This is a genomic window from Breznakibacter xylanolyticus, assembly GCF_003254275.1.
Classification (GTDB): domain Bacteria; phylum Bacteroidota; class Bacteroidia; order Bacteroidales; family Marinilabiliaceae; genus Breznakibacter; species Breznakibacter xylanolyticus.
Genome location: NZ_QKZK01000004.1, coordinates 114,875 through 139,653 on the forward strand (window position 1 = coordinate 114,875; position 24,779 = coordinate 139,653).

General features: G+C 48.2%; 20 protein-coding genes. 10 read left to right on the forward strand and 10 right to left on the reverse strand.

Translation table 11 applies throughout. From position 1 onward, the window contains the following. Positions 1–29: 29 nt before the first annotated feature. Complete coding sequence (locus LX69_RS03560; protein ID WP_111444447.1) at positions 30–428, forward strand: HU family DNA-binding protein; 399 nt, start codon at positions 30–32, stop codon at positions 426–428. A 27-nt stretch (positions 429–455) separates the two neighbouring features. Here the strand turns inward: LX69_RS03560 and LX69_RS03565 are convergent, their stop codons facing one another. Next, positions 456–1,487: a radical SAM protein gene (locus LX69_RS03565; RefSeq protein WP_111444448.1), complete on the reverse strand. Its 1,032-nt coding sequence runs from the start codon at positions 1,485–1,487 to the stop codon at positions 456–458. Continuing rightward, positions 1,484–2,488, reverse strand: coding sequence for an OmpA family protein (locus LX69_RS03570; RefSeq protein WP_111444449.1), 1,005 nt, complete (start codon positions 2,486–2,488; stop codon positions 1,484–1,486). Before LX69_RS03570 ends, LX69_RS03565 begins: the two co-directional genes overlap by 4 nt. Before the next feature lie 331 nt (positions 2,489–2,819). Here LX69_RS03570 and dxs point away from each other — a divergent pair, with 331 nt between their 5' ends. Continuing rightward, positions 2,820–4,757: a 1-deoxy-D-xylulose-5-phosphate synthase gene (dxs, locus tag LX69_RS03575; RefSeq protein WP_111444450.1), complete on the forward strand. Its 1,938-nt coding sequence runs from the start codon at positions 2,820–2,822 to the stop codon at positions 4,755–4,757. Here dxs and LX69_RS03580 read toward each other — a convergent pair. Beyond that, on the reverse strand, positions 4,736–6,289 hold the full coding sequence (locus LX69_RS03580) for a bifunctional GNAT family N-acetyltransferase/carbon-nitrogen hydrolase family protein (RefSeq protein ID WP_111444451.1): 1,554 nt from the start codon (positions 6,287–6,289) through the stop codon (positions 4,736–4,738). The two genes, dxs and LX69_RS03580, sit on opposite strands and share 22 nt — an antisense overlap. A gap of 144 nt (positions 6,290–6,433) precedes the next feature. On the opposite strand from LX69_RS03580, the gene LX69_RS03585 reads away from it, so the two are divergent. Beyond that, positions 6,434–8,032 carry a L,D-transpeptidase family protein gene (locus LX69_RS03585; protein WP_111444452.1) on the forward strand — a complete coding sequence of 533 codons (1,599 nt, stop codon included), beginning with the start codon at positions 6,434–6,436 and terminating at the stop codon, positions 8,030–8,032. 27 nt (positions 8,033–8,059) lie between these two features. Here LX69_RS03585 and LX69_RS03590 read toward each other — a convergent pair whose 3' ends face one another. Next, positions 8,060–8,941, reverse strand: a complete 882-nt coding sequence (locus LX69_RS03590; RefSeq protein WP_245934933.1) for a cell division protein FtsX — start codon at positions 8,939–8,941, stop codon at positions 8,060–8,062. A gap of 161 nt (positions 8,942–9,102) precedes the next feature. Here LX69_RS03590 and LX69_RS03595 point away from each other — a divergent pair, with 161 nt between their 5' ends. Together LX69_RS03595 and tyrS are read left to right on the forward strand one after the other, a co-directional pair. After that, positions 9,103–10,011, forward strand: a complete 909-nt coding sequence (locus tag LX69_RS03595) for a glycosyltransferase (RefSeq protein WP_111444453.1) — start codon at positions 9,103–9,105, stop codon at positions 10,009–10,011. A gap of 291 nt (positions 10,012–10,302) precedes the next feature. Next, positions 10,303–11,595: a tyrosine--tRNA ligase gene (gene tyrS / locus LX69_RS03600; protein ID WP_111444454.1), complete on the forward strand. Its 1,293-nt coding sequence runs from the start codon at positions 10,303–10,305 to the stop codon at positions 11,593–11,595. Between the two features lie 204 nt (positions 11,596–11,799). Here the strand turns inward: tyrS and LX69_RS03605 are convergent, their stop codons facing one another. From LX69_RS03605 to LX69_RS03620, 4 genes are all read right to left on the reverse strand, one after another. Next, positions 11,800–12,735 (reverse strand): AraC family transcriptional regulator, encoded by a 936-nt coding sequence (locus tag LX69_RS03605; RefSeq protein WP_111444455.1) that lies wholly within the window; start codon positions 12,733–12,735, stop codon positions 11,800–11,802. A gap of 69 nt (positions 12,736–12,804) precedes the next feature. Beyond that, positions 12,805–14,358 (reverse strand): glycine--tRNA ligase, encoded by a 1,554-nt coding sequence (locus tag LX69_RS03610; RefSeq protein WP_111444456.1) that lies wholly within the window; start codon positions 14,356–14,358, stop codon positions 12,805–12,807. Between the two features lie 131 nt (positions 14,359–14,489). Continuing rightward, on the reverse strand, positions 14,490–16,952 hold the full coding sequence (locus LX69_RS03615) for a DUF5686 and carboxypeptidase-like regulatory domain-containing protein (protein ID WP_170124221.1): 2,463 nt from the start codon (positions 16,950–16,952) through the stop codon (positions 14,490–14,492). 246 nt (positions 16,953–17,198) lie between these two features. Further along, the gene (locus LX69_RS03620; RefSeq protein ID WP_111444458.1) at positions 17,199–17,471 is read right to left on the reverse strand and encodes a SemiSWEET family sugar transporter; all 273 of its coding nucleotides are present in this window, start codon (positions 17,469–17,471) and stop codon (positions 17,199–17,201) included. A 259-nt stretch (positions 17,472–17,730) separates the two neighbouring features. Here LX69_RS03620 and LX69_RS03625 point away from each other — a divergent pair, with 259 nt between their 5' ends. The 5 genes from LX69_RS03625 (at position 17,731) to LX69_RS03645 (ending at position 22,817) form a co-directional block, all read left to right on the forward strand. After that, positions 17,731–18,876, forward strand: coding sequence for a DegT/DnrJ/EryC1/StrS family aminotransferase (locus LX69_RS03625; RefSeq protein ID WP_245934934.1), 1,146 nt, complete (start codon positions 17,731–17,733; stop codon positions 18,874–18,876). Beyond that, entirely contained in the window at positions 18,873–19,454 is a 582-nt protein-coding gene (locus LX69_RS03630; RefSeq protein ID WP_111444460.1) for an acyltransferase, read from the forward strand. The genes LX69_RS03625 and LX69_RS03630 overlap by 4 nt, the downstream gene beginning before the upstream one ends. A gap of 286 nt (positions 19,455–19,740) precedes the next feature. Next, complete coding sequence (locus LX69_RS03635) at positions 19,741–20,766, forward strand: Gfo/Idh/MocA family protein (RefSeq protein ID WP_111444461.1); 1,026 nt, start codon at positions 19,741–19,743, stop codon at positions 20,764–20,766. A gap of 30 nt (positions 20,767–20,796) precedes the next feature. Continuing rightward, positions 20,797–22,086 carry a nucleotide sugar dehydrogenase gene (locus tag LX69_RS03640; protein ID WP_111444462.1) on the forward strand — a complete coding sequence of 430 codons (1,290 nt, stop codon included), beginning with the start codon at positions 20,797–20,799 and terminating at the stop codon, positions 22,084–22,086. 5 nt (positions 22,087–22,091) lie between these two features. Beyond that, on the forward strand, positions 22,092–22,817 hold the full coding sequence (locus tag LX69_RS03645; protein ID WP_111444463.1) for a M48 family metallopeptidase: 726 nt from the start codon (positions 22,092–22,094) through the stop codon (positions 22,815–22,817). A gap of 3 nt (positions 22,818–22,820) precedes the next feature. Here LX69_RS03645 and LX69_RS03650 read toward each other — a convergent pair whose 3' ends face one another. Further along, complete coding sequence (locus LX69_RS03650; RefSeq protein WP_111444464.1) at positions 22,821–24,053, reverse strand: PP2C family protein-serine/threonine phosphatase; 1,233 nt, start codon at positions 24,051–24,053, stop codon at positions 22,821–22,823. 135 nt (positions 24,054–24,188) lie between these two features. Continuing rightward, positions 24,189–24,758, reverse strand: a complete 570-nt coding sequence (efp, locus tag LX69_RS03655; protein WP_111444465.1) for an elongation factor P — start codon at positions 24,756–24,758, stop codon at positions 24,189–24,191. Positions 24,759–24,779 lie beyond the last annotated feature (21 nt).

The window sequence follows — 24,779 nt, forward strand, 5'->3', positions numbered from 1 at the left end:
TAACCATCTGTTTCATTCATCCTACTGTCATGTCGGTCAAATACAAAGTAGCATCCACCTACGCCCCGGGCGCAGGAAAAGAAGGTTCAAAGGTGTGGTTTCCCAAAATCACCGGCACCCAACGGGTGGACATCCGCGAGGTGGCGCGGTTAATTCAGCGCAATTCAAGTGCTACCGAGGGCGATGTGCTCATGATTGTCAACGGGCTGGTGCAGCTCATTCCCGAGTTGCTCATGCAGGGGTGCACCGTGAACCTCGACGAGCTGGGAACCTTCAGTTTGCATGCCAGTGTGCAATCGGTCGATGCCCCCGACAAGGTCAACAGTCGGATGATTAATGCCGTGAAAATGCGTTTTCGTCCCTCCAAGCGAATTCAGAAAGAGCTCAAAGGCGCGAAGTTTGTCAAGGTCAGTGATGACGACAAATAACCGTTGCCTCATGCGGGGCGATGACGCTTATCGGCGTGCCTCGGGACAGTTGTGACACATGTCGGGAAGCCCTTTTCCACTCACCACTTTATGTCGGAAGGCGGTTAACTTTTTTGACTGCCATATTTCCCTAGCCCCATTGTGGTTCACATTTCCCAGGGGGAAGTCGCCATTCTTATCGTAACAACAGGGCAGAGCGGTGCCGTTCCAGGCGATGACCATCGAATGCCATATTTTGAAACATCGGTTTTGATGCCGGCCTTGCATCACCCGTCGGCCATCAATGGTTACATATCGGCTCAGGCGGGGTTGGGTGGGATGGGTGATGCCCGATGGGGTGTCGTACAGTTGTGCCGTTTTGATGCTCACGCGGTCGATGCCGGGATGGGTGATGAGTTTTTTGGCCCCTTCAACCTCGTGTTCGTTGTGGGCAAAGACGATGAACTGCACTTCCACGATGGGGCGCTTTTGCCCCAGTTGTTTTTTTGCTCGTTGGATGTGTTCGATGGCCTGCATCACCTTGTTGAGGGAGCCGCCCACACGATAGGTCTCGTAGGTGGCTTGCGTGAGCCCGTCGAGCGAAACAATCAGGTGGCTCAGCCCCGACCGCACCAGGGCTTCGGCCAGCAGGGGCGTCATCAGTTGGGCATTGGTCGATATTGTGGTGACCATCTTACGTTCACGGGCAAGGGTCACCATTTTTGCAAGTTGGGGGTGCAGCAGGGGTTCGCCCTGAAGGTAAAGGTTGAGGTGAAAAACGTCGTTGGGCAGATGCTCAAGGATGTGTTGAAAGGTGTGGAGCGGCATGGTGCCCCCGTTTCGCCCCAGGGAGCCGTTTCCGGTGGGGCACTCGGGACAGCGCAGATTGCAGGCCGTGCCCGGTTCGATAGACACGGCGTAGGGGTTGCCCCAACTCGTGACGGTACTAAAAAGCCGGCTATGGGTATAGCCGGCCATGACTTTAAGGAGATTGACCATTCGCCCCGGCGTGAGGATGCTCACATATTGCCATGCCTGCCTGTGGGCGACGATAATGCGTTTGGCGACGATGCTCATCATTGACCGATGATGTCAAACAGTTTGTCCATGTCGGGGGTGAGGATGATTTCGGTGCGACGGTTTTTTTGACGGGCGGCTGGCGTGGTGCCTGCCAGTGCCGGTTGTGAGTCGGCACGTCCGGCCGCCATCACCCGTGAGGGCGCTATTTTTTTGTTTTGCATGATGATGCGAGCCACGGCGGTGGCGCGTTTCACGCTCAAGTCCCAGTTGTCAATCAGCACACCGCTTTTATAGGGAACGTCATCGGTATGTCCTTCCACCACAATTTGAATGTCGGATTTCGACTCCAGCGCCACGGCCAGTTTTTGCAAGGCCGATGCGCCCTGGGCATTCACCTCGTAACTGCCCGAGGCAAACAGCAGCTTTTCTTCCATCGACACATACACCTTGCCATTTTTGATGTGCACATTCAGCTCATCGGAGCTGAAGCCGGTCAGGGCGCCGGCAATGCTCTGGCGGAGGGCGTTCATGGCACTGTCTTTGCGCGATAGGGCCGACTCGAGTTGCAGCAGACGCTGGTTTTGCGCCGTCATTTCGGCACGGGCGCGTTCCAGCTCGGCGATGGCCTTTTGCAGTTCGGCTTTTTTCAGGTTGCCATCTTTCTCGGCCTTGCGCAGGGCATCTTCACGTTTGTTGAGGTCGTATTGCAGTTTCTGAAGATCGGCCATCAACAACGCGGTTTGATCTTCGTTTTGTTTGCGGAGCTGCTGGTTGAGCAGGCGGCCGGCCTCTTCCAGTTCGCGTATGCGTTGCTGCTCGCCGGTCATCGCCTCGTAAAGCCGCAGGGAGTCGGCCACCAGTTGATCGACTTTGGCGCGGCTGCGTTTGAGGTTGCCTTCGCATTCGCGGGCGCGTGCCTGGCAATCGTCCAAATCGACACTCTTTTGCTGAAGCTCGGCTTCGGCAGCGTTTTTGCGCGACTCCATGTCGCGGAATTGTTTCAGGGGCACACAGGCAGTGAACAATGCCAGTATCGAAATCGCTATCAGGTGTCGTTTCATGTTTTATTTGTTTAGCCCCTCATCTCCAAGTGGGGATGTCAGAGGGGCGGATTTTTATGTCGTATCAGTTATCGGATGTGCTCTGCTATCAATTCTTTTGAGTTATCTGCATTGATATTATTACCCAAACCAACTCAGCGCCTTTCTTGGCATAGCCAAGCGACTGCGTCGATTAGCGTCTCAGCGTTTATTTTGACTCTGATGTGCTTTTGAACCTCTTGTGTAGGCAATTTGTTTTTGCGAAAAACGTGTAAATATAATTTGCAATTCCCGAACCTCCCAAAATAAATAATCAAAACATTGTATCTTTGCCAACTCTTAAGCTACCCCGATGAATCAGGCCAAACACCCGTTGCTCGACCATATCAGCTACCCCTCGGATTTGAAAAAATTGTCCGAGAGCGATTTGCCACAGGTGTGCGACGAGTTGCGCGATTTTATCATCGATGCCGTGGCCTGCAACCCGGCTCACTTCGGGGCCAGCCTGGGGGTGGTGGAGCTCACCGTGGCTCTGCATTATGTGTTCAACACCCCCGACGACAAGCTCATTTGGGACGTGGGGCATCAGGCCTACGGCCATAAAATCCTCACCGGACGACGCGAACAGTTTCATTCCAACCGCAAATACAACGGGCTGAGTGGTTTTCCCAATATCTTTGAGAGTGAGTACGATGCCTTTACCGTAGGGCACTCTTCGACCTCCATTTCGGCAGGATTGGGAATGGCCATGGCCAATAAGCTCGATGGCAACAGCAGCCGTCAGGTGGTGGCTGTGATTGGCGATGGCTCTATGACCGCCGGGATGGCTTTTGAAGCGCTCAACAACATGGGCATTTCTAAAAGCAACATGCTGGTGATTCTTAACGATAACAACATGGCCATCGACCCCAGCGTGGGTGGCCTGAGCGAATATCTGGTGGACATTGCCACCTCTCGTACTTACAACCGTTTGCGCGACGATTTTATACGGGGACTCGAAAAGATGAAGCTGGCCGGACCCCGCTCGCGCGAGATGATCGGGAAGTTTAATAACACCATCAAGAGCCTGTTGACCCGTCAAACCAACATCTTCGAAGGGCTTAACGTGCGTTATTTCGGGCCGGTCGATGGCCATGATGTGTTGCATTTGACCAAAGTTCTGTCCGATTTGAAGAATATTCCCGGACCCAAAGTGTTGCACGTCATCACCAAAAAAGGAAAAGGGTTTAAGCTGGCCGAGGAGAACCAAACCGCCTGGCATGCCACCGGCGTAAAGTTCGACAAGCTCACCGGCGAGAAAGTGGAAGTGGTTTCGGAACGTCCCAAGCCGCTTCGTTATCAGGATGTGTTTGGGCACACCATGGTAGAGCTGGCGCGTGCCAACGATCGCATTGTGGGCGTGACCCCCGCCATGCCTTCGGGATGCAGCCTTAACATTATGATGGCCGCCATGCCCGATCGGGCTTATGATGTGGGCATTGCCGAGCAGCACGCCGTTACCTTTTCGGCCGGCATGGCAATTTCGGGTTATGTGCCCTTTTGCAACATCTATTCTACATTTATGCAGCGCGCCTACGATCAGGTGATTCACGACGTGGCGCTGCAGAACCTTCGCGTGGTTTTTTGTCTCGACCGGGGTGGGCTCGTGGGGGCCGATGGTGCCACTCATCACGGCGCATACGATTTGGCTTATTTTCGTGCCATCCCCAACATCATTGTGTCGGCTCCCATGGATGAGCGTGAGTTGCGCAACCTGATGTACACGGCACAATTGCCGGGGGGCAAAGGCGCTTTCAGCATTCGCTACCCGCGTGGCAACGGGGTGTGGCTCGACTGGCAGATGCCCTTCGAGGAGATTCCCGTGGGGAAAGGCCGTTTGCTGTCGCAGGGATACGACTTGGCCTTTATCACCATCGGGCATGTGGGCAACAAGGTGGCTCAGGTGGTCGATACTCTCAAAGCGTCGGGCATTACATGCACGCATGTCGATTTACGTTTTGTCAAGCCCATTGATGAGGCGTTGTTGCACGACGTTTTTCGACGTCACAACAAGGTCATTACCGTTGAAGACGGAACCATTGTTGGCGGCATGGGCAGTGCTGTCATCGAATTTATGGTCGAAAACGGTTACAGCGCCACCGTGAAACGTCTGGGCATTCCCGATCGTTTTGTAGAGCATGGCACGCAGTTGGAACTTTACCACGAATGCGGGTACGATAAGGAGGGCATCTTGAATGCTGTGTCGGCGTTATTGGGCAAGCCCTTGCCTCATGCGGTGGTTGCGCTCTGATTTCCGGTTTTTTTTTTCATTTTTATTTCAAACAAGTCGCTGCGTCGGTTTTTGAGGTTGCGCACGCTGCCGTGTTGATGCAATTCCCTGAGCATGTCCAAATCGACATCCACCAAAAGAATCATTTCGGTGTTTGGGGTGGTTTCGGCTTTGACGCCATTGGACGGGAAAGCGAAGTCGCAGGGCGTGAACACCATCGATTGGGCGTATTGAATGTCCATGTTGTGCACCTTGGGCAGGTTGCCCACGCTGCCGGCAATGGCCACATAGCACTCGTTTTCGATGGCTCGTGACTGTGCGCAGTGACGCACGCGCGAAAAAGCATTTTGCGTGTCGGTCAGAAAGGGAACAAATAGGATTTCCATCCCTTGGTCGGCCAGAATGCGCCCCAGTTCCGGGAATTCGACATCGTAGCATATCAGGATGCCGATTTTGCCGCAGTCGGTATCGAAGGTTTTAATCTGGTTGCCGCCCTGCAAGCCCCAAATGCGCGCTTCGTCGGGCGTGACGTGAATTTTCTCGAACGAGTCGCGTGTGCCATCTCTGCGGCACAGATAACCCACGTTGTGCAGTTGATGGTCTTGAAGCTGCGGCATGCTTCCGGTAATGATGTTGATGTTGTACGAAACGGCCAGTTCCGAAAAGGTCTGGAGCAGCCGGTCGGTGTGTCTGGCCAACTCACGGATGGCTTCGGGCTCCGACAGGTGGTTGTTTTCGGCCATGAGAGGGGCGTTAAAAAATTCGGGAAACAGGGCAAAGTCGGCCCGGTAGCCCGATACGGCATCAATGAAAAATTCGGCCTGTTGCATCAGTTCTTCCGTATTGCGATAGGGGCGCATTTGCCATTGTATCAGCCCCAGTCGAACGATGCGTTTGGTGGCGATGGTGGGCTGGCCGGGCTTTTCGTAGTAGATGTTGTCCCACTTCAATAACACGGCGTATTCTTTCGACTCTTTGTCGCCCTCCAGATAGCCCTGCAAAATTTTGTAGGGGTGAAAGTCGTTTGAGAGTTGAAAGTCGAGCACCGGATCGTGTATTTCTTTGTGTTTTACCTGCTCGATGTATTCTTTCGGGGTCATCCGCTCGGCATACTTGTGGTAGTTGGGAATGCGTCCGCCAAAGGCGATGCCCTTGAGGTTGAGCCGTTCGCACAAGTCTTTGCGGTAGTCGTAAAGCCGTCGTCCCAGGCGAAGCCCCCGGAATTTGGGGCGAATAAACACGTCGATGCCATACAGGGTATCGCCATCGGCCTGATGGGTGTTAAAGGTCAGGTTGCCTGTGATTTCGCGGTAGGTGTGCTGGTTTTCAAAGCGGCCGTAATTCACAATAATCGACAGCGCGCATCCGGCAAACTCGTTGTTGACCCACACCACCACCTGACCTTCCGGAAACTTGTTGAGCAGTGTTTCGATGTGTTGCTTTTGCCAGTAGGCGTTGGGCATATGGGCATACGACTCAATCATGGCCGCTTTTAATTCGTCGTATTCATCTATTTTCAACAGCGCCAATTCGATGGTTTCGATTTTTCCCATGGTATCGGAATTTTAGATCCCATCAATTTAAGGTTTTTACATTTTATTGGAAAGGAGAATTGCGCTCTTGGGGGCATCAGGAAAATTGTTTGACAGCGGGTCGTTTTTACGGTAATTTTATAATCAGCGAGTAGAGGAGGCGTTATGAAGGGGAGAGGATGCATAGCAAAAGTAGGAGGTTGGGCTTTGATGTGTGCCATTTCAATGACCGGTTGTGATGTGGGATTGTCGCATCCGCTTCCCATGTCAACGGTTGATTCTTCTGTTTTGTTTGAGGATTGTGTGACTCAGGCATTGGCCGATGTGCCCAATGGTTCGGCGCTTGATTCGTTGATGGTGACTGTTTTGGCCGATGTGTATGCCCGTCATGATAATTTGTTGTGGGTGAGAGCCGGGCATCCCACGGCTGCTTCCCTCAAATCGGCTCAGTTGCTTCGCCGGAGCTGGCATTATGGATTGCCTCCATGGTGGTATCATGTGCCTGAACGGTTTGCGGGAGCTGATTCAATATTCTCGGAGATGAGCTTTCAGGCACAGGTACTTGATGATGTGTTGATGTCGTTGCACATGATGCGTTTTCTTTTGCATGTTTCAAAGGGTGTCCAGTCGGGGCATTTTGCGCATTGGGGCGACATCGATTCATTGATTGTTCCCGAACTCCTTTCCCTGGCTCAATCGAATCATCCCATTGACATTGTGAAGAAATTGGAGCCTCAATCCCCTTTTTATCTTCAGATGAAATCTGCGCTGCCTCTGTTTGATGTCTTTTTCGATCATTTTTTGGTTTGTGATCACGATGTGACCGAATTGGAACGAAATGCCGTGTGGCGGACGTTGCAAACCTCAGGGTTTTATAGGAGTGATATAATGGGCGATGATGCTTTGTTTGCGATGATGCTCGCCTCGTGGCAAAAGGAGAACCGTATGTTGCCATCGGGTGAGCTCGACTTTTTGAGCCGCAAAGTGTTGTGGGAGTTAGCGATGCAGAATTTTATGAAAGTATCGCTCAATATGGAGCGTATACGTCAACAACCGCCCCACACGCGCGATTATCTTTGGGTCAATATCCCCGAGTTTAAGCTCTATGCATGTCGAAGCAATCGGTTGGTTGAGCAGTGGAAAGTGATTGTAGGTCAGCCCAAAACACCCACGCCCGTCTTATCCAGTTCCATGAGTCATGTGCTCACTTATCCGCAGTGGAACATTCCACCGAGCATCGTGGTGGGTGAGGTGTTGCCCGACATGCGACGCGACCCGCTGTATCTTCAAAAGAAAGGATATGTCATTACCAATTGGCGTGGCGAACAGCTTCAACCCGAATCTGTTTCAATTTATTCCTATTCGCTCAACAACCATCCTTATAACATCATGCAGCCACCGGGGAGCGACAATGCTTTGGGTGTGTTGAAATTTATGTTCGACAATGACAAAACCGTTTATTTGCACGATACCAACTCAAGGCGCTTGTTTGAAAGGAATTACAGGGCTTTATCGCATGGGTGCATACGGGTGAACGAGCCGCATCGCCTGGCTGAGTATTTGCTGGACAGAGATTCTGAGTCGATCATGTATAAGCAGTTGGCCGCCAAACGAAGCGGTTACATCAGGGTGAAGGATACCGTAGGCATTTACTTACGCTATCTTACTTGTCGTGTCGATGATAACGGTGCTCTGATTCTTATTCCCGATATTTATCATCGCGATGATCATGAGTTGCAAGCGTTTTTAAGTGCCAGTGAATGATTGTTGGTATGTGAATCTCTTCTTTAGTCAGTATAGCTTATCTGTTTTGATAAACAGGAATTTGCTCACTGCAAAGAAGGTCGATATCCATGAAATGAAGATGCCAAGCCCTATCACAATGAGGAATAGCAGTCCAATGAGGTCGATGACTTCGAAACCGATAAATCCTTTGAGTTCTTTACTGCTAAAATAAATCAATGCCGAAAGCAACAGGATGGCGATGAGGGAGCCGATAAATCCGTAGAATATACTTTTTGTCAGGAACGGTTTTCGGATGTGCCCCGAAGTGGCACCCACCAGTTGCATGGTGCGGATAATGAAACGTTTTGAGTAGATGGATAATCGAATGGTGTTGTTGATGAGGGCCATGGCTATAAATAGCATCAGTGCACTAAAGATGCCCAGGATGAGTGAAATCCGTCTCACGTTTTTGTTGATGACGTAAAGGAGATCCTTTTGATAATGAATGTCTTTGACTTCGGGGGTGCTGAGCAGCTCTTTTTCGATTTTTGCTATGGATTCGGGGGTGGTATACTCGGCGTAAAGTCTCACATCAATTGAGGCTAATAAAGGGTTGTATCCTAGGAATTCAACAAAGTCTTCTCCCAGTTCTTTTTGCATCATTTCAGCGGCTTGTTCCTTGCTGATGTAGGTGGCCGATTTTACGTAGTTAGATGCTGCCAGTTGTTTTTCCAGTTTTTTCACTTCTGCATCGCGTACGTTGTCGCGAATTAACACCGTGAAGCCCAGGTTTTCTTTCACGTGGTTTGACAATCGTTGCGCATTGAGCAATATCAGGCCAATGATGCCAATGAGAAACAGCAACAGGGCAATGCTGATGGTGGTGGTAATGTAGGAGCTGCGCAGTTGGCGGCGTGCCATTTGGGTTTCGCTGTGCTGTTCGGTCATGGTGTTCTCGGATGAGGTTTTTGTGTTGATTGTGGCAAATTTATATAAATTGGGGCGATTATGCCATTGGCTTTTGTTTACTTTGTTTGATTATTCGTTCACACGACCCATGGCGGTGGGGTGGATTTCATTTTATATGGTTAACCTTTAGTTTATGTGTCATGATTTATGCGCCGGTAGCACTGTTTGTTTACAATAGACCTCAGCATGTGAGTCGTACCATCGAGGCCTTGCAACAGTCTGAGGGTGCTAACGACACGATTTTGTATGTTTTTTCCGATGGGCCAAAATCTGGTGAGTCTGAAGTGCTAATTGATGAAGTAAGGCACATCTGTCATCATTTGTCCGGTTTCAAGCAGGTTATAGTCAACGAGAGATCTTCGAATATGGGGTTGGCTGCCAATATTATTGACGGAGTAACTCAAGTTGTGCGTGAACATGGTCGTGTGATTGTGCTGGAGGATGATTTGCAAGTTCAAAGTGGGTTTTTGCGATATATGAATGCAGCCCTCGATTCGTATTGTAATCATAGTGTGTTGTCAGTGTGTGCATATACACCGCCTATTTCAATCCCTGATGATTATTCTTACTCCACTTATCTGACTCGTCGCATTGGTTCGTGGGGGTGGGGTACTTGGCGTGATGTTTGGGAGCGTGTTGATTGGGGGGTGCCGAGTTTTGAGGAATTTATCACCGACAAGCATCGTCGTTGTCTTTTCAATAGTTCCGGAAACGATTTGTCGGTGATGTTGCTCAAACAGCAGCAGGGGATTATTCGCTCGTGGGCTGTTCGTTTTGCTTATTGGGGGTTTATTTCGGGTTTAGACACCGTTTATCCTGTCAAATCGTTGATTGCCAATCATGGTGTTGATGGCAGCGGTACGCACATGAAAAAATCTCAAAAGTACGTTTCGTCAATGACCGATTTTATTGATGTCGACAGGTTTTGTCCTCCCGGTTATTGTGATATGCGAATTGTTGAGTCATTTCGCAAGTTTTACAATACTTCATTGTTTCGTAAGGTGATTAATTGGTTTAAAGTGAATAGATATATTTATTTGAATAGATGATTTAAGTAAAGTGATTGGTTCGTGTCAATCTTCACGATTTGCAAATTGAAAATTTTGGGGATAAACGGTCGTGAATAATCATTTGATTAATTTTCTAACTTATGACATTGATACTCAGACTGAGGTTTTGTTCATATCTCATTGAAAATAAGCTCACAAATACGATTGTTCATAATCTCTTTCATTCAATCACATTCCTATATTCAAAAGCCTGAATTTTTTATCTTTGAGCCCCTCAACATGTTTTGTTGATAGAGCTTGATTGTTGTGAATAATAAATTTCAGATATAGATGAATTTTGTAGAAGAATTGACCTGGCGTGGCATGATTCACGACATGATGCCCGCAACCGAAGAACAACTCAACAAAGAGATGACAGCGGCCTATGTGGGCATTGACCCCACTGCCGATTCGTTGCACATTGGCCACCTGGTGAGTGTGATGATGCTGAAGCATTTTCAGGCCGCCGGGCATAAACCCATTGTGTTGGTAGGCGGTGCCACAGGTATGATTGGTGATCCGTCTGGTAAGTCGCTTGAGCGTAATCTTCTTGATGAGACTGCGCTGCGCCACAATCAGGAGTGTCTGAAAAATCAGTTGTCTCGTTTCCTCGATTTTAACACCTCTGCTGCAAACTGCGCCGAGATGGTGAACAACTACGACTGGATGAAGGAGTTCTCGTTTCTTGATTTTATTCGCGACGTGGGCAAGCACATCACCGTTAACTATATGATGGCCAAAGATTCGGTAAAGAAACGTCTCAGTGGCGATACCCGCGACGGATTGTCGTTTACCGAATTCACCTATCAGTTGGTGCAGGGCTATGACTTTTTGCACCTTTATCGTGAGAAGAATTGTCGCCTTCAAATGGGTGGTTCTGACCAGTGGGGTAATATCACCACTGGTACTGAATTGATTCGTCGTGTGGCCGGTGGCGAAGCATACGCGCTCACTTGTCCGCTCATTACCAAGGCCGATGGGGGCAAGTTTGGAAAAACCGAAAGTGGCAACGTGTGGCTCGATGCCGAAAAAACATCTCCTTACCAGTTTTTCCAGTTTTGGCTCAACACCAGCGATGCCGACGCCGAAAAATACATCAAGATATTTACCATGCTGACGCGTGATGAGGTCGAAGTATTGGTGGCTGAGCAGACTGCAGCTCCTCATCTTCGTCCCCTGCAAAAGAAACTGGCCGAGTTGGTGACGATAATGGTGCATGGCGAAGAAGCCTACCAAAATGCGGTTGAAGCTTCTGAAATCCTGTTTGGAAAAGGTACTACCGATACCCTTCGTAAGATGGACGAAGCCACATTGCTTGATATTTTTGATGGCGTGCCAACCTTCGAAACCACTCGAGCTGAAATCGGTGAAGGCATCAAAGCAGTCGATTTGCTGGGTGAAAAGGTCGCCGTTTTCCCTTCTAAAGGCGAGTGCCGCAAAACCATTCAGGCTGGTGGTTTGAGCATCAATAAAAACAAAGTGGCAACTCCCGATGAAATGGTGACTCTGACCGATTTGCTCAACGATAAATACTTGTTGATTCAAAAGGGGAAAAAGAACTATTATTTGGTCATTGTGATTTGAGAAATCACAACATTTAAAATGCACAAAGGCATCGGGATACCGGTGCCTTTGTGCGTTAAAGGAGTAAAAAGAAGGGCCTTTGCTGTTCCTTTCAAAAATCGTGAAATGCAAGGCCGAAAATGGGCTTGCATTTGATCAAATTGCTTTTTAAAGAAGTCTGTCCATCGAACTTGTGTTATTTCGATGGGCAGACTTGTGAATGGGTTACATGGGGCGTACCGGGATGCAGATGTCAACCGTAAATTTGCCGTCTTTGGGTTCTTCGGGATACATTTCAAAACAGGGTTTGTCGTCAGGGACATAACCGCTCGATGGCAGCCATTGACCGCACACCCAGTCCCAGGCCTGTTGAAATTCATCCACCCCAATGACAAATCGGGCTATGGCATATTGCCCGTCTTCCAGTTCCATTTTGCCGATGGCACCCTCGGTTTTGGTGTCGGGGGGAACCGTGATGCACACACTGGTGCGCAGTTTTTCTTCGTTGGTCACATCCGGATCGTCGTGGTAGATGATGAGCGATTTAAAATCCGGTCCGCCAATCAACCCTCTTGGCCCAGCCCATCCCATGAGTTGTTGCCACAGTTTTTCAAACAGTTGGCTGTTTCCCTTGTAAGAGCCAATGTGGCGCACATACGCCAGCGTCATTTTGGGAAGCTTGGTGACTTCCACGCTTTGATTAAGTTTCATGTTTGTCCTCCATTTAATGGTTTGTGATCTGGAACAAATGTACATGAAGGTTTCTCCGTGGTCTTGTTGCTCGTTGCTTTCGACTTGATGAATATTGCTTTTCTCGTTTTTCTCACTCCGGTATCGGGTGGGGGAAACGCCAAAATGGGATTTAAAATTTCGCGAAAAGGTGCTGGGGTCGGGGAATCCGCATTTGATGCCGGCTTCATTCAGGGGAATGTTTGGGTGAGTGGTGATGCTCGATGCGGCTTTTTCGAGGCGAAGGCGGTTGATGAACTGAAAGGGGGTTTCGCCCGTCATGCCATGAAATATACGGCTGAAATGGTACTTTGAAAAGTTGGCTTCTTGTGAAATTTCGTCAAGCGTCATCGGTTGTTCCAGATGTTGCTCGATGTAGTCGAGTGCCCGGTTGATGCGATGACGGTATTCGTTTTCAAGTGGGGTGGTCATGGTTTGTAATTTAAAAAAGCCTGTAAATGTTGTATTTACAGGCTTTATTTTTATTGATGGATGAGGGGTTTAAACCAGTTTCTTAAACAATTCCTTCATGCTTACTTTTTTGGTGATGATGCTTTGCAAATCGGCAATTTTCACCCGATCCTGCTCCATGGTGTCGCGGTAGCGAATGGTAACAGTGCCATCTTCGGTCGACTGGTGGTCGATGGTCACACAGAAGGGTGTTCCAATAGCATCCTGACGACGATAGCGTTTCCCGATGGAATCTTTTTCGTCGTATTGGCAGTTAAAGTCAAACTTGAGGTCGTCGATGATTTGACGTGCCAGCTCGGGCAATCCGTCTTTTTTCACCAGCGGCAATACAGCCATTTTTACGGGCGCCAATGCCGGCGGGATGCGCAACACCACGCGGCTTTCTTTGGCGCCGTCTTTGCCGTCTACTTCTTCTTCGCAATATGATGCAGCAAGTACACTCAGGAACATGCGGTCAACACCAATAGAGGTTTCAATCACGTAGGGAATGTAGTTTTCGCCTTTCTCGGGGTCGAAATACTGCATTTTTTTACCCGAATATTGTTGGTGCGACGACAAGTCAAAATCTGTGCGTGAGTGGATGCCTTCGACTTCTTTGAATCCAAATGGCATTTGGAACTCAATGTCGGTGGCTGCGTTGGCATAGTGAGCCAGTTTCTCGTGATCGTGGTAACGGTATTTGTGGTCGCCTAAGCCCAAGGCTTTGTGCCACTTGAGGCGTGTTTCTTTCCATTTGGCAAACCACTCGAGTTCGGTGCCGGGTTGTACAAAGAATTGCATCTCCATTTGCTCAAATTCGCGCATGCGGAAGATGAACTGACGAGCCACGATTTCGTTGCGGAATGCTTTCCCAATTTGTGCAATTCCAAAAGGAATTTTCATGCGGCCGGTTTTCTGCACGTTGAGGAAGTTCACGAAAATACCCTGAGCCGTTTCGGGGCGCAGATATACTTTCAATGCCCCGTCGGCAGTTGAGCCCATTTCGGTGGCAAACATGAGGTTGAATTGGCGCACGTCGGTCCAGTTGCGGGTTCCCGAGATGGGGCACACCACTTCGTAATCGACAATGATTTGGCGAAGTTCCTCGAGGTCGCTATCGTTGAGAGCCTTGGTGAAACGGTTGTGAATTTCGTCCCATTTGGCCTGGTTTTCGAGCACGCGGACGTTGGTCTCGCGGAATTTGGCTTCGTCAAACGAATCGCCGAATTTCTTGGCCGCCTTCTCAACTTCTTTGTTCATTTTGTCTTCGTACTTGGCCAAAAGCTCTTCAATCAGTACGTCGGCACGATAGCGTTTTTTGCTGTCTTTGTTGTCAATCAACGGGTCGTTGAACGCGTCCACGTGACCCGAAGCTTTCCAAATGGTGGGGTGCATAAAGATGGCCGAGTCAATGCCCACCACGTTTTCGTGCAACAGCACCATGCTGTCCCACCAATATTTTTTGATATTGTTTTTCAGTTCCACGCCCATTTGACCGTAGTCGTACACGGCGCCCAACCCGTCGTATATTTCACTCGATTGAAATACAAATCCATACTCTTTGCAATGCGCAACGAGCTTCTTAAAAACATCTTCCTGTGCCATTTGGTCTGTGCTGTTAAATATTTTGTGTTAATTGATTCAGAGAAAGGCACAAAAATAAGCGATTTTTGCATTGATGGGTCAGCAGCAGGTGAATCTTTTTCCCCTGTTGATGCCCTGATGGAATTGAACGATTAAAACTTCACCTCAAATCGTCCCCGGATCCCAAATTTAGGAGCACCGGGATAGGTCACTTCCGATATTCGGTAAATGGCATCGATGCGGAAAAAGCGGAACACGTTTTCAACGCCCCAACCCACTTCGGCATACGGAATGTGGTTGTTGGGCGAGATGGACAGGGGCAAATCGAGCATCTGTGTATGCCCGTTGCGTAGTGTGCCATACAACCCTTTGAAGGTGATGACTTCGCGCAATCCGAGATGTTTGATGAGCGGAAATCGCTTAAAGAACATGCCGTTGAGATGGTAGTCGAGAAACAGGTGCACGTAGGTGTCGTGCACGTATTCCAGGTTATTCATCAGGTTGTAGTTGTACATGATGAAGCCGTAAGTTTCGTTGCCGCGCGGGATGTCAAGAATCGTGTAAGGCGCTTTTCCGGCCACGGCGCCTGCTTCGCCAACGTATAACATTTGTGTCTGTCCCCAAAAAAACATGTGCTTATAGGTGGCATGGATTCGGGCGTAAAACTCGTTCATCCCATTGACAAACGATTGACCTCCGCCTAAGTTCAAATTCACAATGGGGTAGCGGGTGCCGGTGTAAAGTCGGCGAAATCCTTTGTCAATATATTTTTCTTTCCACGACCAACGTAAATTGATGCCCATGTCGGCAACACGAACGGAACCCACCGGATTCCCCTGGCACATAAAGGGGTAAAAGTCTGGCGAGAATTGCTTACTGTACGATGCCTTCAAGCGGGTCGAAAAGCCCGAGCGCCACTCATGTTCATATTCAAACGTCGCTTTTTGTTGACGGTAGAGTTCATCCAATCGGTCGCGTTTAAAGATGTGCGCGATGAGGTTGCTCTCCGACGTGTTTTGCTTGTTTTCGTATATGTTGAGTATCTTTTCGTTTTCGCCAATGCGAATGTAATCGTCGGTCAACGAGCCTCGAATGATTTGTCGGGTCGGTGAGTCTAATATGTATCCGCCGCCCAATCGCCATATCATCTCTTTTTTGCGAGTGGCATAACCCACGCCGCCCCAAATTTGGCCGTTTTCCCATATCTCGGTACTGGTGCGTCCGCCGATGTATAGGTGGGTGCCTTCTACAGCGTTTTTGTTGAAGACGTAGTCGTAGGGGCCGACTTCCCATTTACCCAAGTCCCAATAACCCGTAAAGAGCATGTAGCTCAACTTGTCGAGAAATTTCACAAAAGGTTTTTGGTTGAGCGAGTCGATGCGGCTACGGGTGAGCTCATCTGATGCGCTCAATCCGACATGGCGCACCGTCTTCCAATAGGCGGTGTCACGGGTGTCAGCTCCACGAACTTTAAGCGTTTCGTACGACAGTTTGCTCGAGCTGAGTTTCACTTCTCCCGGAGGGTTGAGGGTCACCTTGTCGATGGACGAAAGGTGCTTCACATTCAATTCTATACGTTTGTCGTTTTTGCCAAAGCTGACAGGCATGTAATCCACTGCCGCATCAATGGTTGTGGTTTTGAAGAACGGAATGGTGTCGTTCACAAACTGGTACGAGGCTGTAAATTCAAGTCTTCGTACAAAGTTCAGATGGCTGGTGTTGGTCAGCTTGGCTTGTATGTCCACCACTGAATAGTGGTGAGTTTCGGCAATAAAGTTGCCCGTGAAAACGTTGTCTCCCCATCGACGTGGCACGAATCGTACGTTGTAGTGTTTGATGCCGTTGATTTGGGTCGAATCGGATAAATAATACTTGTAGTAAAACCAACCGTTGTCGGCCAGCGGGCTGATGAAGTTTTGCGAGAGGATTTTGATTTGATTGTCGTAAAAATTCACGCCCATATCCAGGCCGCTGGTAAATCCCGATATTTCAGTGTCCTCAAGCATCCCCAAGCCCGATTTGGAGTTGGCCAGAATGGTGCATTTTTGCCGCGCCGGCGTGCGTTGATATTCGTTGTAGAATATTTGCTCCGAAAAAAACAGTGGGATGTCCTGCATGGTGTCCAAGGCCATGGCCGACATGGCTTTATCACGCAAGTTCACCGAGTCGCACTGCAGCTCTTTTTTTCCGGTGTTGTTAATTTTGTATTCCCATCGGCTATATTTTTCAAAGGCGTAACGGGTGTGCCGTTCCGGGTTGTTAACGGGTTTCTGTTTTATGATTTGGTTGAACAGGCGCCGCATGGGGCCGTCGTCGGGCGCAACTTTCACCTCTTTGAGAGCCACCATATCAGGTGTTAACTTCACGGTGACATTGTTTTTCTGTCCCCGTTTGATGGCATGGCGACTGCTGCGGTATCCAATGGTGCTCAGCAGGATGGTGTCGCTCATTATTTTTCCCTGCAATTTGAAGCATCCCGTAGTGTCACTGATGGTGCCAATGGAGGTGTTCTTAAAAATGATATTGACAAACGGAACGGGTTGCCCATTTTCACTGTCCACGACTTTCCCCTGAACTGAGGTGATGCCCTGACCCATCACCATTGGGTGATTCATCAGTATAAATAAGGTAACAATACACCACAAATGCCGGACTTTGGTGAACGCCGGAGTCGCATGGCTGATGTTGAATAACATGGGTCGATGCACAGACAAGACATTAAGTTCCGGTTCTTCTAGGGCCGGATTGGGTAAATGGTTGAAACAGGTTGCAAAAATGGTTGAAAATCTTTGATTAAACAAAAGGTTGATGATGCGATGTTACTTTTTTTGAGCAATGGCCTGTTTGTTTTGACGACGGATTTATTGTTTCTGGTTCAGCCTGATTTTTAATATCAAAATGGTTAATGCCGGCACAATCGCTACCAGATTGGCATAGATGATGGGTTTTTGATTGAGCAACAAACCGTAAGTGCCCCACATCACTATCCCCAAGCTGTTGGTAAGATACATCCACATGGAGATGCTTTTTACGTCGCGCGTTTTGATGATGCGAAATGCCTGTGGAAACATGGCCACGGTGGTTAATATTGCTGCTGAGGTGCCTGTGATGTCGATGAAGTGGGTTGGGGTCATGGGGTATTATTTGATTGTGGGTTGCCAAAATAGTTAAATAACACCATTTTTTTACCGTGCTTTATCCTTCATAATAAAATTGTGTGGGGTTGCAGTAAAATTTTTTAACTTTTCAGGCGTTTTTACCCTGTCCGAATGAGTTTTCACCGGCCTTTAATGTGTTGTGCTTAACGCTTTCTTTTGTTGGTGATTGCATGGCGCCTGTGTGAATCCGTTGGGATGATTTTTAACCTTTTTGTGCTCACCAATATCCAGTCAATTGAATTCCATTCATTCCATGCGACCCATTCAGATGGTCGATATTGCCACTCAATATTCGCGTCTTAAAACCGATATCGACCGATCGATACATCAGGTCCTCGATAGAGCAAATTTTATTAATGGGGATGAAGTACAATCTTTTCAGGAAGAGTTGGCCGATTATTTGGGTGTCAGGCATGTGATTACTTGTGCCAATGGTACCGATGCTTTGCAGGTGTCGCTCATGGCGCTTGGGTTGCAGCCCGGCGATGAAGTGATTACTTCTAATTTCACGTTCATTGCAACGGTCGAGGTCATCGCTTTGTTGGGGCTTAAGCCCGTTTTGGTCGATGTGTGCCCCGATACTTTTAATATGGATGTGGATGCTCTGGCCAAAGCCATAACTCCCCGCACGAGAGTCATTATTCCTGTGCACTTATTTGGTCAGGGAGCGCACATGAATGAAATCATGGATATTGCCCGACGTCATCAAATTTATGTTGTTGAGGATGCTGCGCAGGCGACAGGGGCATTTTATCATCATAACAGAACCATATCGTCACGCCTGGGAACCATTGGAGACATTGGTTGTACTTCGTTCTTCCCATCTAAAAACCTGGGGTGTTTTGGCGATGGGGGTGCTTGTTTTACCAATGATGACAACCTGGCTGCTGTTTTGCGTAGCATTGTCAATCATGGTTCCAAAATCAAGTATGTGCACGATCGCATAGGCGTCAACTCTCGGCTCGACACGATCCAGGCGGCTGTGTTGAGCGTCAAGTTGAAGCATCTCGACGATTTCAATCAGCGCAGGGCGATGGCTGCTGCCATATATAACAGTCGCCTGGCCGCGATCCCTCAAGTGCAGATTCCTTTTGTTGCCTCTGATACATCTCATATTTACCATCAGTATACCGTTCGGGTGAAGGATGGCAGTCGTGATGAATTACGGGCTGTATTGCAGGCATCCGGCATCCCCTCTATGGTGTATTACCCTTTGCCCATTCATCGGCAAAAGGCGTTTGAGCAATGGATTAGCCCTGATGTGCACTTCCCTGTATCCGACATGCTTTCTAAACAGGTGCTATCCTTGCCCATGCACACTGAACTTGAATCTGAACATCTGGATTTTATCACGTCTGTTATTAAAAACTTCTATAAATGAGTGAGTCTGCATATTTTTCGCATCCTTCATCTGTCATCGATGAGGGATGTGCCATTGGAGATGGAACCAATATCTGGCATTTTTCCCACATCATGACCGGATGCTCCATTGGCCCTCGTTGCAACATAGGTCAAAATGTAGTGATTGCGCCGGGTGTGGTGCTGGGCACCAATGTGAAGGTGCAAAACAATGTGTCTGTTTACACGGGGGTGACGTGCGAGGATGATGTTTTCCTGGGGCCTTCGGTGGTGTTTACCAATGTGTTGAATCCCCGGAGTGCGGTTGTGCGTCGTGATAAGTATTTGTCAACAGTGGTTCGTCGTGGGGCTTCTATCGGTGCCAATGCCACTGTGTTGTGTGGCATCGAGATTGGGGCTTATGCCATGATAGGGGCCGGCGCAGTCGTTACCAGGTCGGTAAAGCCATACGCGCTCATCACCGGAAATCCCGGACGTCAAACGGGATGGGTGAGTGAAAACGGTCACAAGCTCAAGTTTGCCAATGACCATCGCGCTGTTTGTCCCGAAACCGGGCAGATGTATCGAATTGATAATAATGAGGTGAGCCGTATTAGTTAATGATTGTTTGATGATTTACCGGAGGTGCATCGTGACCCAATTCCAATGCAGAACGTTATCACAGAAGCTTTCAAATGCATGATTTTCATTCTGATATGGTGTTTCTTCGTGACACTCGGTAATTGGTAAAGCCAATGATTATGTGTGAGTTCCATCTGGCAATTGACAAACAAATGAAAAGTACATGAAACCATCATGATGGTTACCAAGCGACGCACAGGAAGATGATTATAGATTATCATCGTCTGGTGTCTTGATACTTAAGTCTTAATACTTTTATAGATACATGAATTCTTCCATCATAAAATTCGCGGTTGTGGGCATGGGGCATATTGGGAAACGCCACGCCGAAATGATTCGCCGTCATCCACAAGCCCGCTTGGTGGCCATGTGCGACATTGTTCCGGCACAACAGGCCGGTATCGCTGACGCTGATGTGCCGTGGTTCAATTCCATCGAAGCGTTGCTGGTTTCAGACCTAGAGGTTGATGTGGTTAACATCTGCACGCCCAATGGGTTGCATGCCCGTCAAGCCATACTAGCCCTCGAAGCGCGTAAGCACGTGGTCATTGAAAAACCAATGGCCTTGACCAAAGCCGATGCTGAGGCTGTTATTTTTAAAGCCCTGCAAATGTCGCGGCAAGTGTTTGCCGTGATGCAAAACCGTTATTCGCCTCCTTCGGCTTGGCTCAAACAGCTGATTGCCGAAGGCGTTTTGGGTGATATTTATATGGTTCAGCTAAATTGTTACTGGAACCGTGACGACCGTTATTACAAGCCGGGGAACTGGCATGGAACTGCGCAATTGGACGGTGGAACTTTATTTACGCAATTCTCACATTTTATTGATACCTTGTATTGGCTTTTTGGTGACATCACCAACATTAAGGCTGCTTTTGGTGACTTTGCGCATCGTCATTCCACCGATTTTGAAGACTCAGGCACAGTAATGTTCGACTTTGTGAATGGTGGTATGGGGTGCATCAATTATTCCACTGCTGTGTGGGATAAAAACCTTGAAAGCAGCATCTCCATTGTTGCCGAACGCGGCAGCGTGAAGGTGGCAGGGCAATACATGAATGATGTGGTTTATTGCCACGTCAAGGATTACGACATGCCGGTGTTGGCACCTGTGAACCCTCCCAACGATTATGGTGCGTATAAAGGGTCGGCCGCGAACCATCATTATGTGATTGAAAACGTGGTTGATACTCTGCATCATCGGACGGCCATCAGTACCAATGCCCTCGAAGGTCTCAAAGTGGTCGACATCATCGAACGCATTTATAGCCTCAAACCAAATCCGACTTAATGACTTTAACTAAACATAAATACCTATCTTATGCTTGACCTTTTGCTGAATAAGCAAGCCCGACTCTCCGTAACCGGGCTGGGGTATGTTGGGCTCCCCATTGCTTTAGAATTTGCCCGAAAGATGTCCGTGATTGGGTTCGACATCAAACAGGAACGTGTCGATTTGATGAACAGGGGCATCGACCCCAGCAACGAACTCGAAGCAGAGGCTTTTAATGGGTGCGACATTCGTTTTACGGCCAACCCCGATGATCTCAGGCAGGCTTGTTTTCACATTGTGGCAGTTCCTACCCCCATCAACAAACACAACCTGCCCGACCTGACCCCTTTGTTGGGTGCTGCCCGTACGGTGGGACGTGCTCTGAAAAAAGGGGATATTGTGGTTTTTGAATCGACCGTTTATCCCGGATGTACCGAAGAGGATTGCGTACCCATTCTGGAGCAGGAATCCGGACTGAAGTTCAATGTTGATTTCAAGGTGGGCTATTCACCTGAGCGCATCAACCCGGGAGACAAGGAACATACGTTAACTAAAATTCTGAAGATTGTGTCGGGCAGCGATGCCGAATCGCTCCAAATCATTGCCGATGTTTATGCATCCATCGTCAAGGCCGGAATTCACAAGGCAAGCAGTATTAAAGTGGCCGAAGCGGCTAAAATCATTGAAAACACACAGCGCGATGTCAATATTGCCTTGATGAACGAGTTATCGCTCATTTTTCAGCGCATGGGCATCAACACCTACGAAGTGCTTGAAGCTGCCGGCACCAAATGGAACTTCCTGAAATTTTCGCCCGGGTTGGTGGGAGGCCATTGCATTGGTGTTGATCCTTATTATCTCACTTATAAGGCCAATGAATTGGGTTATCATACCAAAATCATTACCGGTGGACGCTTCATCAACGACTCCATGGGGGCATACATCGCTAAGCAGGTGGTGAAGAAATTAATTTCAATTGGTCATAAGATCAATGGGTCTAAGATTTTGGTTCTTGGGGCAACTTTTAAAGAAAATGTTACCGATATTCGCAACAGCAAAGTGGCCGACATTGTCAATGAGCTCAAATCATTTAGTGTGGCTGTGGATGTTTATGACCCGCATGCCAACTCTGATGAGGTGATGCACGAATATGGTTACCCCATTATTCCTGATATCACACAGAAATACAATGCTGTGATTGTGGCCGTAAATCATCGTGAGTTTGTTGGGCTTGACGAATCTTTCTTTTTGTCGCACGCTATTCCCGATGCTCTGTTTGTGGATGTGAAGGGGATTTATCGTGGGAAGATTCATAAAATGAAATACTGGAGTTTATAGAAAGAATGTTAACGAAAGATTTGGTGAATATTGATGGCGTGGGGCCTGTGATGCTGGTGTGCAGTCAACGGGCTTCGCGCCTTTCTATTCGTGTGAAGCCTTTTAAGGGTATCGAGGTGGTTTTTCCTTTTGGGACATCCCCCAGGCAACTTTCTGCTTTTATCGAAAACCATCGCCAATGGATGCTTGATGCCATTCAAAAGGTGAAACAACATGAGCACAAACAGACAATTTTTGATGAGTCAACTGTTTTTAAAACCCGTTTTTTTGCATTGAAAATTGAACCCGATGTGCGTCATAATGTGCAGTTAACATTTAAAAACGGGCTTTTGCACGTACGCTACCCTTCACACATGTCAGTGGCAACGTCATCCATTCAGGAGGTGATACGTGGAGGTATTGAACAGGCGTTGCGCTACGAGGCCAAATCATTTTTACCCAAACGAACTTTTGAATTGGCACAACAGCATGGTTTTGCATTTAACACCATTACGGTCAAGAATTTGAAGAGTCGGTGGGGGAGTTGTTCCGGAAAAAAGAACATCAACCTCAACCTTCATTTGATGCGCCTTCCCGATCATTTAATTGATTATGTGTTATTGCACGAGTTGTGCCATACCGTTGAAATGAACCATGGCCCCCGGTTCAAAGCTTTGCTCGATAAAGTGACCGTGGGACAGCGAGTGCGGTTAGAAGCGGAAATGAAAAATCAACGCACAGTGGTTTATTGAGTGTCACAGAAATCCCATGGCAATGAGGGCAATATCGTCAAATACCGACCCTTCGCGTACCAATTCGGCCACTCTGGTTTTTATTTCGGCCATGTCGTCGGCGATGGGGTGACGTTGGTTGATGATGTGTTCCAGTTCCAGCACATCGGTTTCTACCATTTGATTGCGTTCTAGCTCAACCAGGCCATCGGTAAAGGCCATGAGTTTTGATTTGCGTGGCACAGTCATTCTTCCCACATCAATGTGTGGGATGAAATCGAGCATTCCCAGACCGATGCATCCTTTTTCTAAATGAATAATTTGGTTCTTTTTGCCATCGAAGAAGATCGGTGGCAGGTGACCGGCGTTGATGTAGGTGAGCCGGCGGGTGAGTGTGTTGTATCGACCGATAAACAGGGTGATGAACTTTTCGTTGTTGGCACTGTCGTTTACCCGTTCGTTGAGCTTGTGCACCAGTGACGGCAGGTCGATGGTGGCGGTGAAAAGGGAGCGGATAATGGCCTGAAAGTTCGACATCAGAATGGCGGCTCCGACGCCTTTGCCCGACACATCGGCAATGCAAAATCCTATTTTATAGGGTGATAGTTTAATGATGTCGTAATAATCCCCTCCAATCCCAAAGTGTGGTTGATAAAAAGCTTTTAATTCGAGGTTGGCGTAAACAGGCAGTTTTTTGTCGTTGGGAATGAGTTGATTCTGTATTCTGGCGGCCAACTGCATCTCGCGTTTTAACGCTTCCTGCTCGAGCAGCGCGTTTTGCATACGCTTGTTCTCGATGAACACGATGATGAGGTTGGAGATGATTTGAATGAGTTTCAGGTGCTTGATGGTGGGGCTGATGCCTGTTTGTTCCTCTTCGACGTCGCCAATGAGTACGTAACCAATTTCTTTGTAACGGTGAAACAGCGGAATCACTGCGTCGAATCCTTTGAGTTGTGGGGGATGCGACAGGGTGATGTTCTCGATGGTTTTGTATTGAATCAAGTCCTGTTCCACGTCTATTTGCTCCCGCTCGTTGTCCGACACGCCCATCGAGAGCAGGTTTTTCCATGAGTTGTTAGAATAGGTGTACACCAAAACCTTACCAACCTCAAGTTCTTCTTTGAGGAGGATTTTAAAGCCGGCCAGCAAATCTTCGATGGTGTGGTCCTGGTTAATGGTTTGAGCCACATCGAGAATGATGTTCAGTCGGTCTTTGTATATATGTAGCCTTTTCTTGCTTGACTCGGTGAGCATTGAATGGAGGTGGAATGAATCTACGGTGATGTAATTTACTGAAAATTACAGAAAATGCAAGCAATTCGCGTTTATAAAAAAAGCACGCCATGCGAAGTCATGCTTCGCATTGGCAGTGCTTGATGCTTTGGGGTGTTATTCTTTAACGCGTTCCACGTATGAACGATCGCGTGTGTCAACTTTAATTTTGTCGTTTTGGTTTACAAACAGGGGAACCATAATGATGGCACCGGTTTCGATGGTGGCCTGTTTGAGTGACGAAGTGGACGAAGTATCACCTCGAACACCTGGCTCGGTATATGTGATTTCGAAGTTGATGAATGCAGGAAGGTTGACCAGCAATGGCGTTTCGGTGTCGGCGTGGTAAACCACATCTACCTGGGTGCCTTCTTTCAACAGGTCGTAGTTTTCAACCAAATCTTTATCGACGGTGATTTGCTCAAAACTTTCCATGTTCATGAAGTGGAAACCCATTTCATCGTTGTAAAGGTATTGATGGGGACGCATTTCTACGCGCTGCTCGTTAATTTTTACGCCGGCCGAAAAGGTGTTTTCCAGAATTTTGCCGGTGGTGACGTTGCGCAATTTGGTGCGGACAAAAGCGGGACCTTTGCCTGGTTTAACGTGTTGAAATTGGACGATGAAACAAAGCTGGCCGTTGTATTCGATGCACATGCCGTTTCGGAAGTCTGCAGTAGTTGCCATTTGAAATATTTATTTTTTGAA

Excerpts from the sequence above, each read along its gene's own strand:
- LX69_RS03630 (WP_111444460.1), top strand. The coding sequence starts at position 18,873 with ATGAGTGAGTCTGCATATTTTTCGCATCCTTCATCTGTCATCGATGAG.
- LX69_RS03580 (WP_111444451.1), bottom strand. The coding sequence starts at position 6,289 with ATGGGAAAAATCGAAACCATCGAATTGGCGCTGTTGAAAATAGATGAA.
- dxs (WP_111444450.1), top strand. The coding sequence starts at position 2,820 with ATGAATCAGGCCAAACACCCGTTGCTCGACCATATCAGCTACCCCTCG.
- LX69_RS03565 (WP_111444448.1), bottom strand. The coding sequence starts at position 1,487 with ATGATGAGCATCGTCGCCAAACGCATTATCGTCGCCCACAGGCAGGCA.
- LX69_RS03590 (WP_245934933.1), bottom strand. The coding sequence starts at position 8,941 with ATGACCGAACAGCACAGCGAAACCCAAATGGCACGCCGCCAACTGCGC.
- LX69_RS03615 (WP_170124221.1), bottom strand. The coding sequence starts at position 16,952 with ATGAATCACCCAATGGTGATGGGTCAGGGCATCACCTCAGTTCAGGGG.
- tyrS (WP_111444454.1), top strand. The coding sequence starts at position 10,303 with ATGAATTTTGTAGAAGAATTGACCTGGCGTGGCATGATTCACGACATG.
- LX69_RS03635 (WP_111444461.1), top strand. The coding sequence starts at position 19,741 with ATGAATTCTTCCATCATAAAATTCGCGGTTGTGGGCATGGGGCATATT.
- LX69_RS03645 (WP_111444463.1), top strand. The coding sequence starts at position 22,092 with ATGTTAACGAAAGATTTGGTGAATATTGATGGCGTGGGGCCTGTGATG.
- LX69_RS03605 (WP_111444455.1), bottom strand. The coding sequence starts at position 12,735 with ATGACCACCCCACTTGAAAACGAATACCGTCATCGCATCAACCGGGCA.
- LX69_RS03560 (WP_111444447.1), top strand. The coding sequence starts at position 30 with ATGTCGGTCAAATACAAAGTAGCATCCACCTACGCCCCGGGCGCAGGA.
- efp (WP_111444465.1), bottom strand. The coding sequence starts at position 24,758 with ATGGCAACTACTGCAGACTTCCGAAACGGCATGTGCATCGAATACAAC.
- LX69_RS03585 (WP_111444452.1), top strand. The coding sequence starts at position 6,434 with ATGAAGGGGAGAGGATGCATAGCAAAAGTAGGAGGTTGGGCTTTGATG.
- LX69_RS03620 (WP_111444458.1), bottom strand. The coding sequence starts at position 17,471 with ATGACCCCAACCCACTTCATCGACATCACAGGCACCTCAGCAGCAATA.
- LX69_RS03610 (WP_111444456.1), bottom strand. The coding sequence starts at position 14,358 with ATGGCACAGGAAGATGTTTTTAAGAAGCTCGTTGCGCATTGCAAAGAG.
- LX69_RS03650 (WP_111444464.1), bottom strand. The coding sequence starts at position 24,053 with ATGCTCACCGAGTCAAGCAAGAAAAGGCTACATATATACAAAGACCGA.
- LX69_RS03640 (WP_111444462.1), top strand. The coding sequence starts at position 20,797 with ATGCTTGACCTTTTGCTGAATAAGCAAGCCCGACTCTCCGTAACCGGG.
- LX69_RS03595 (WP_111444453.1), top strand. The coding sequence starts at position 9,103 with ATGATTTATGCGCCGGTAGCACTGTTTGTTTACAATAGACCTCAGCAT.
- LX69_RS03570 (WP_111444449.1), bottom strand. The coding sequence starts at position 2,488 with ATGAAACGACACCTGATAGCGATTTCGATACTGGCATTGTTCACTGCC.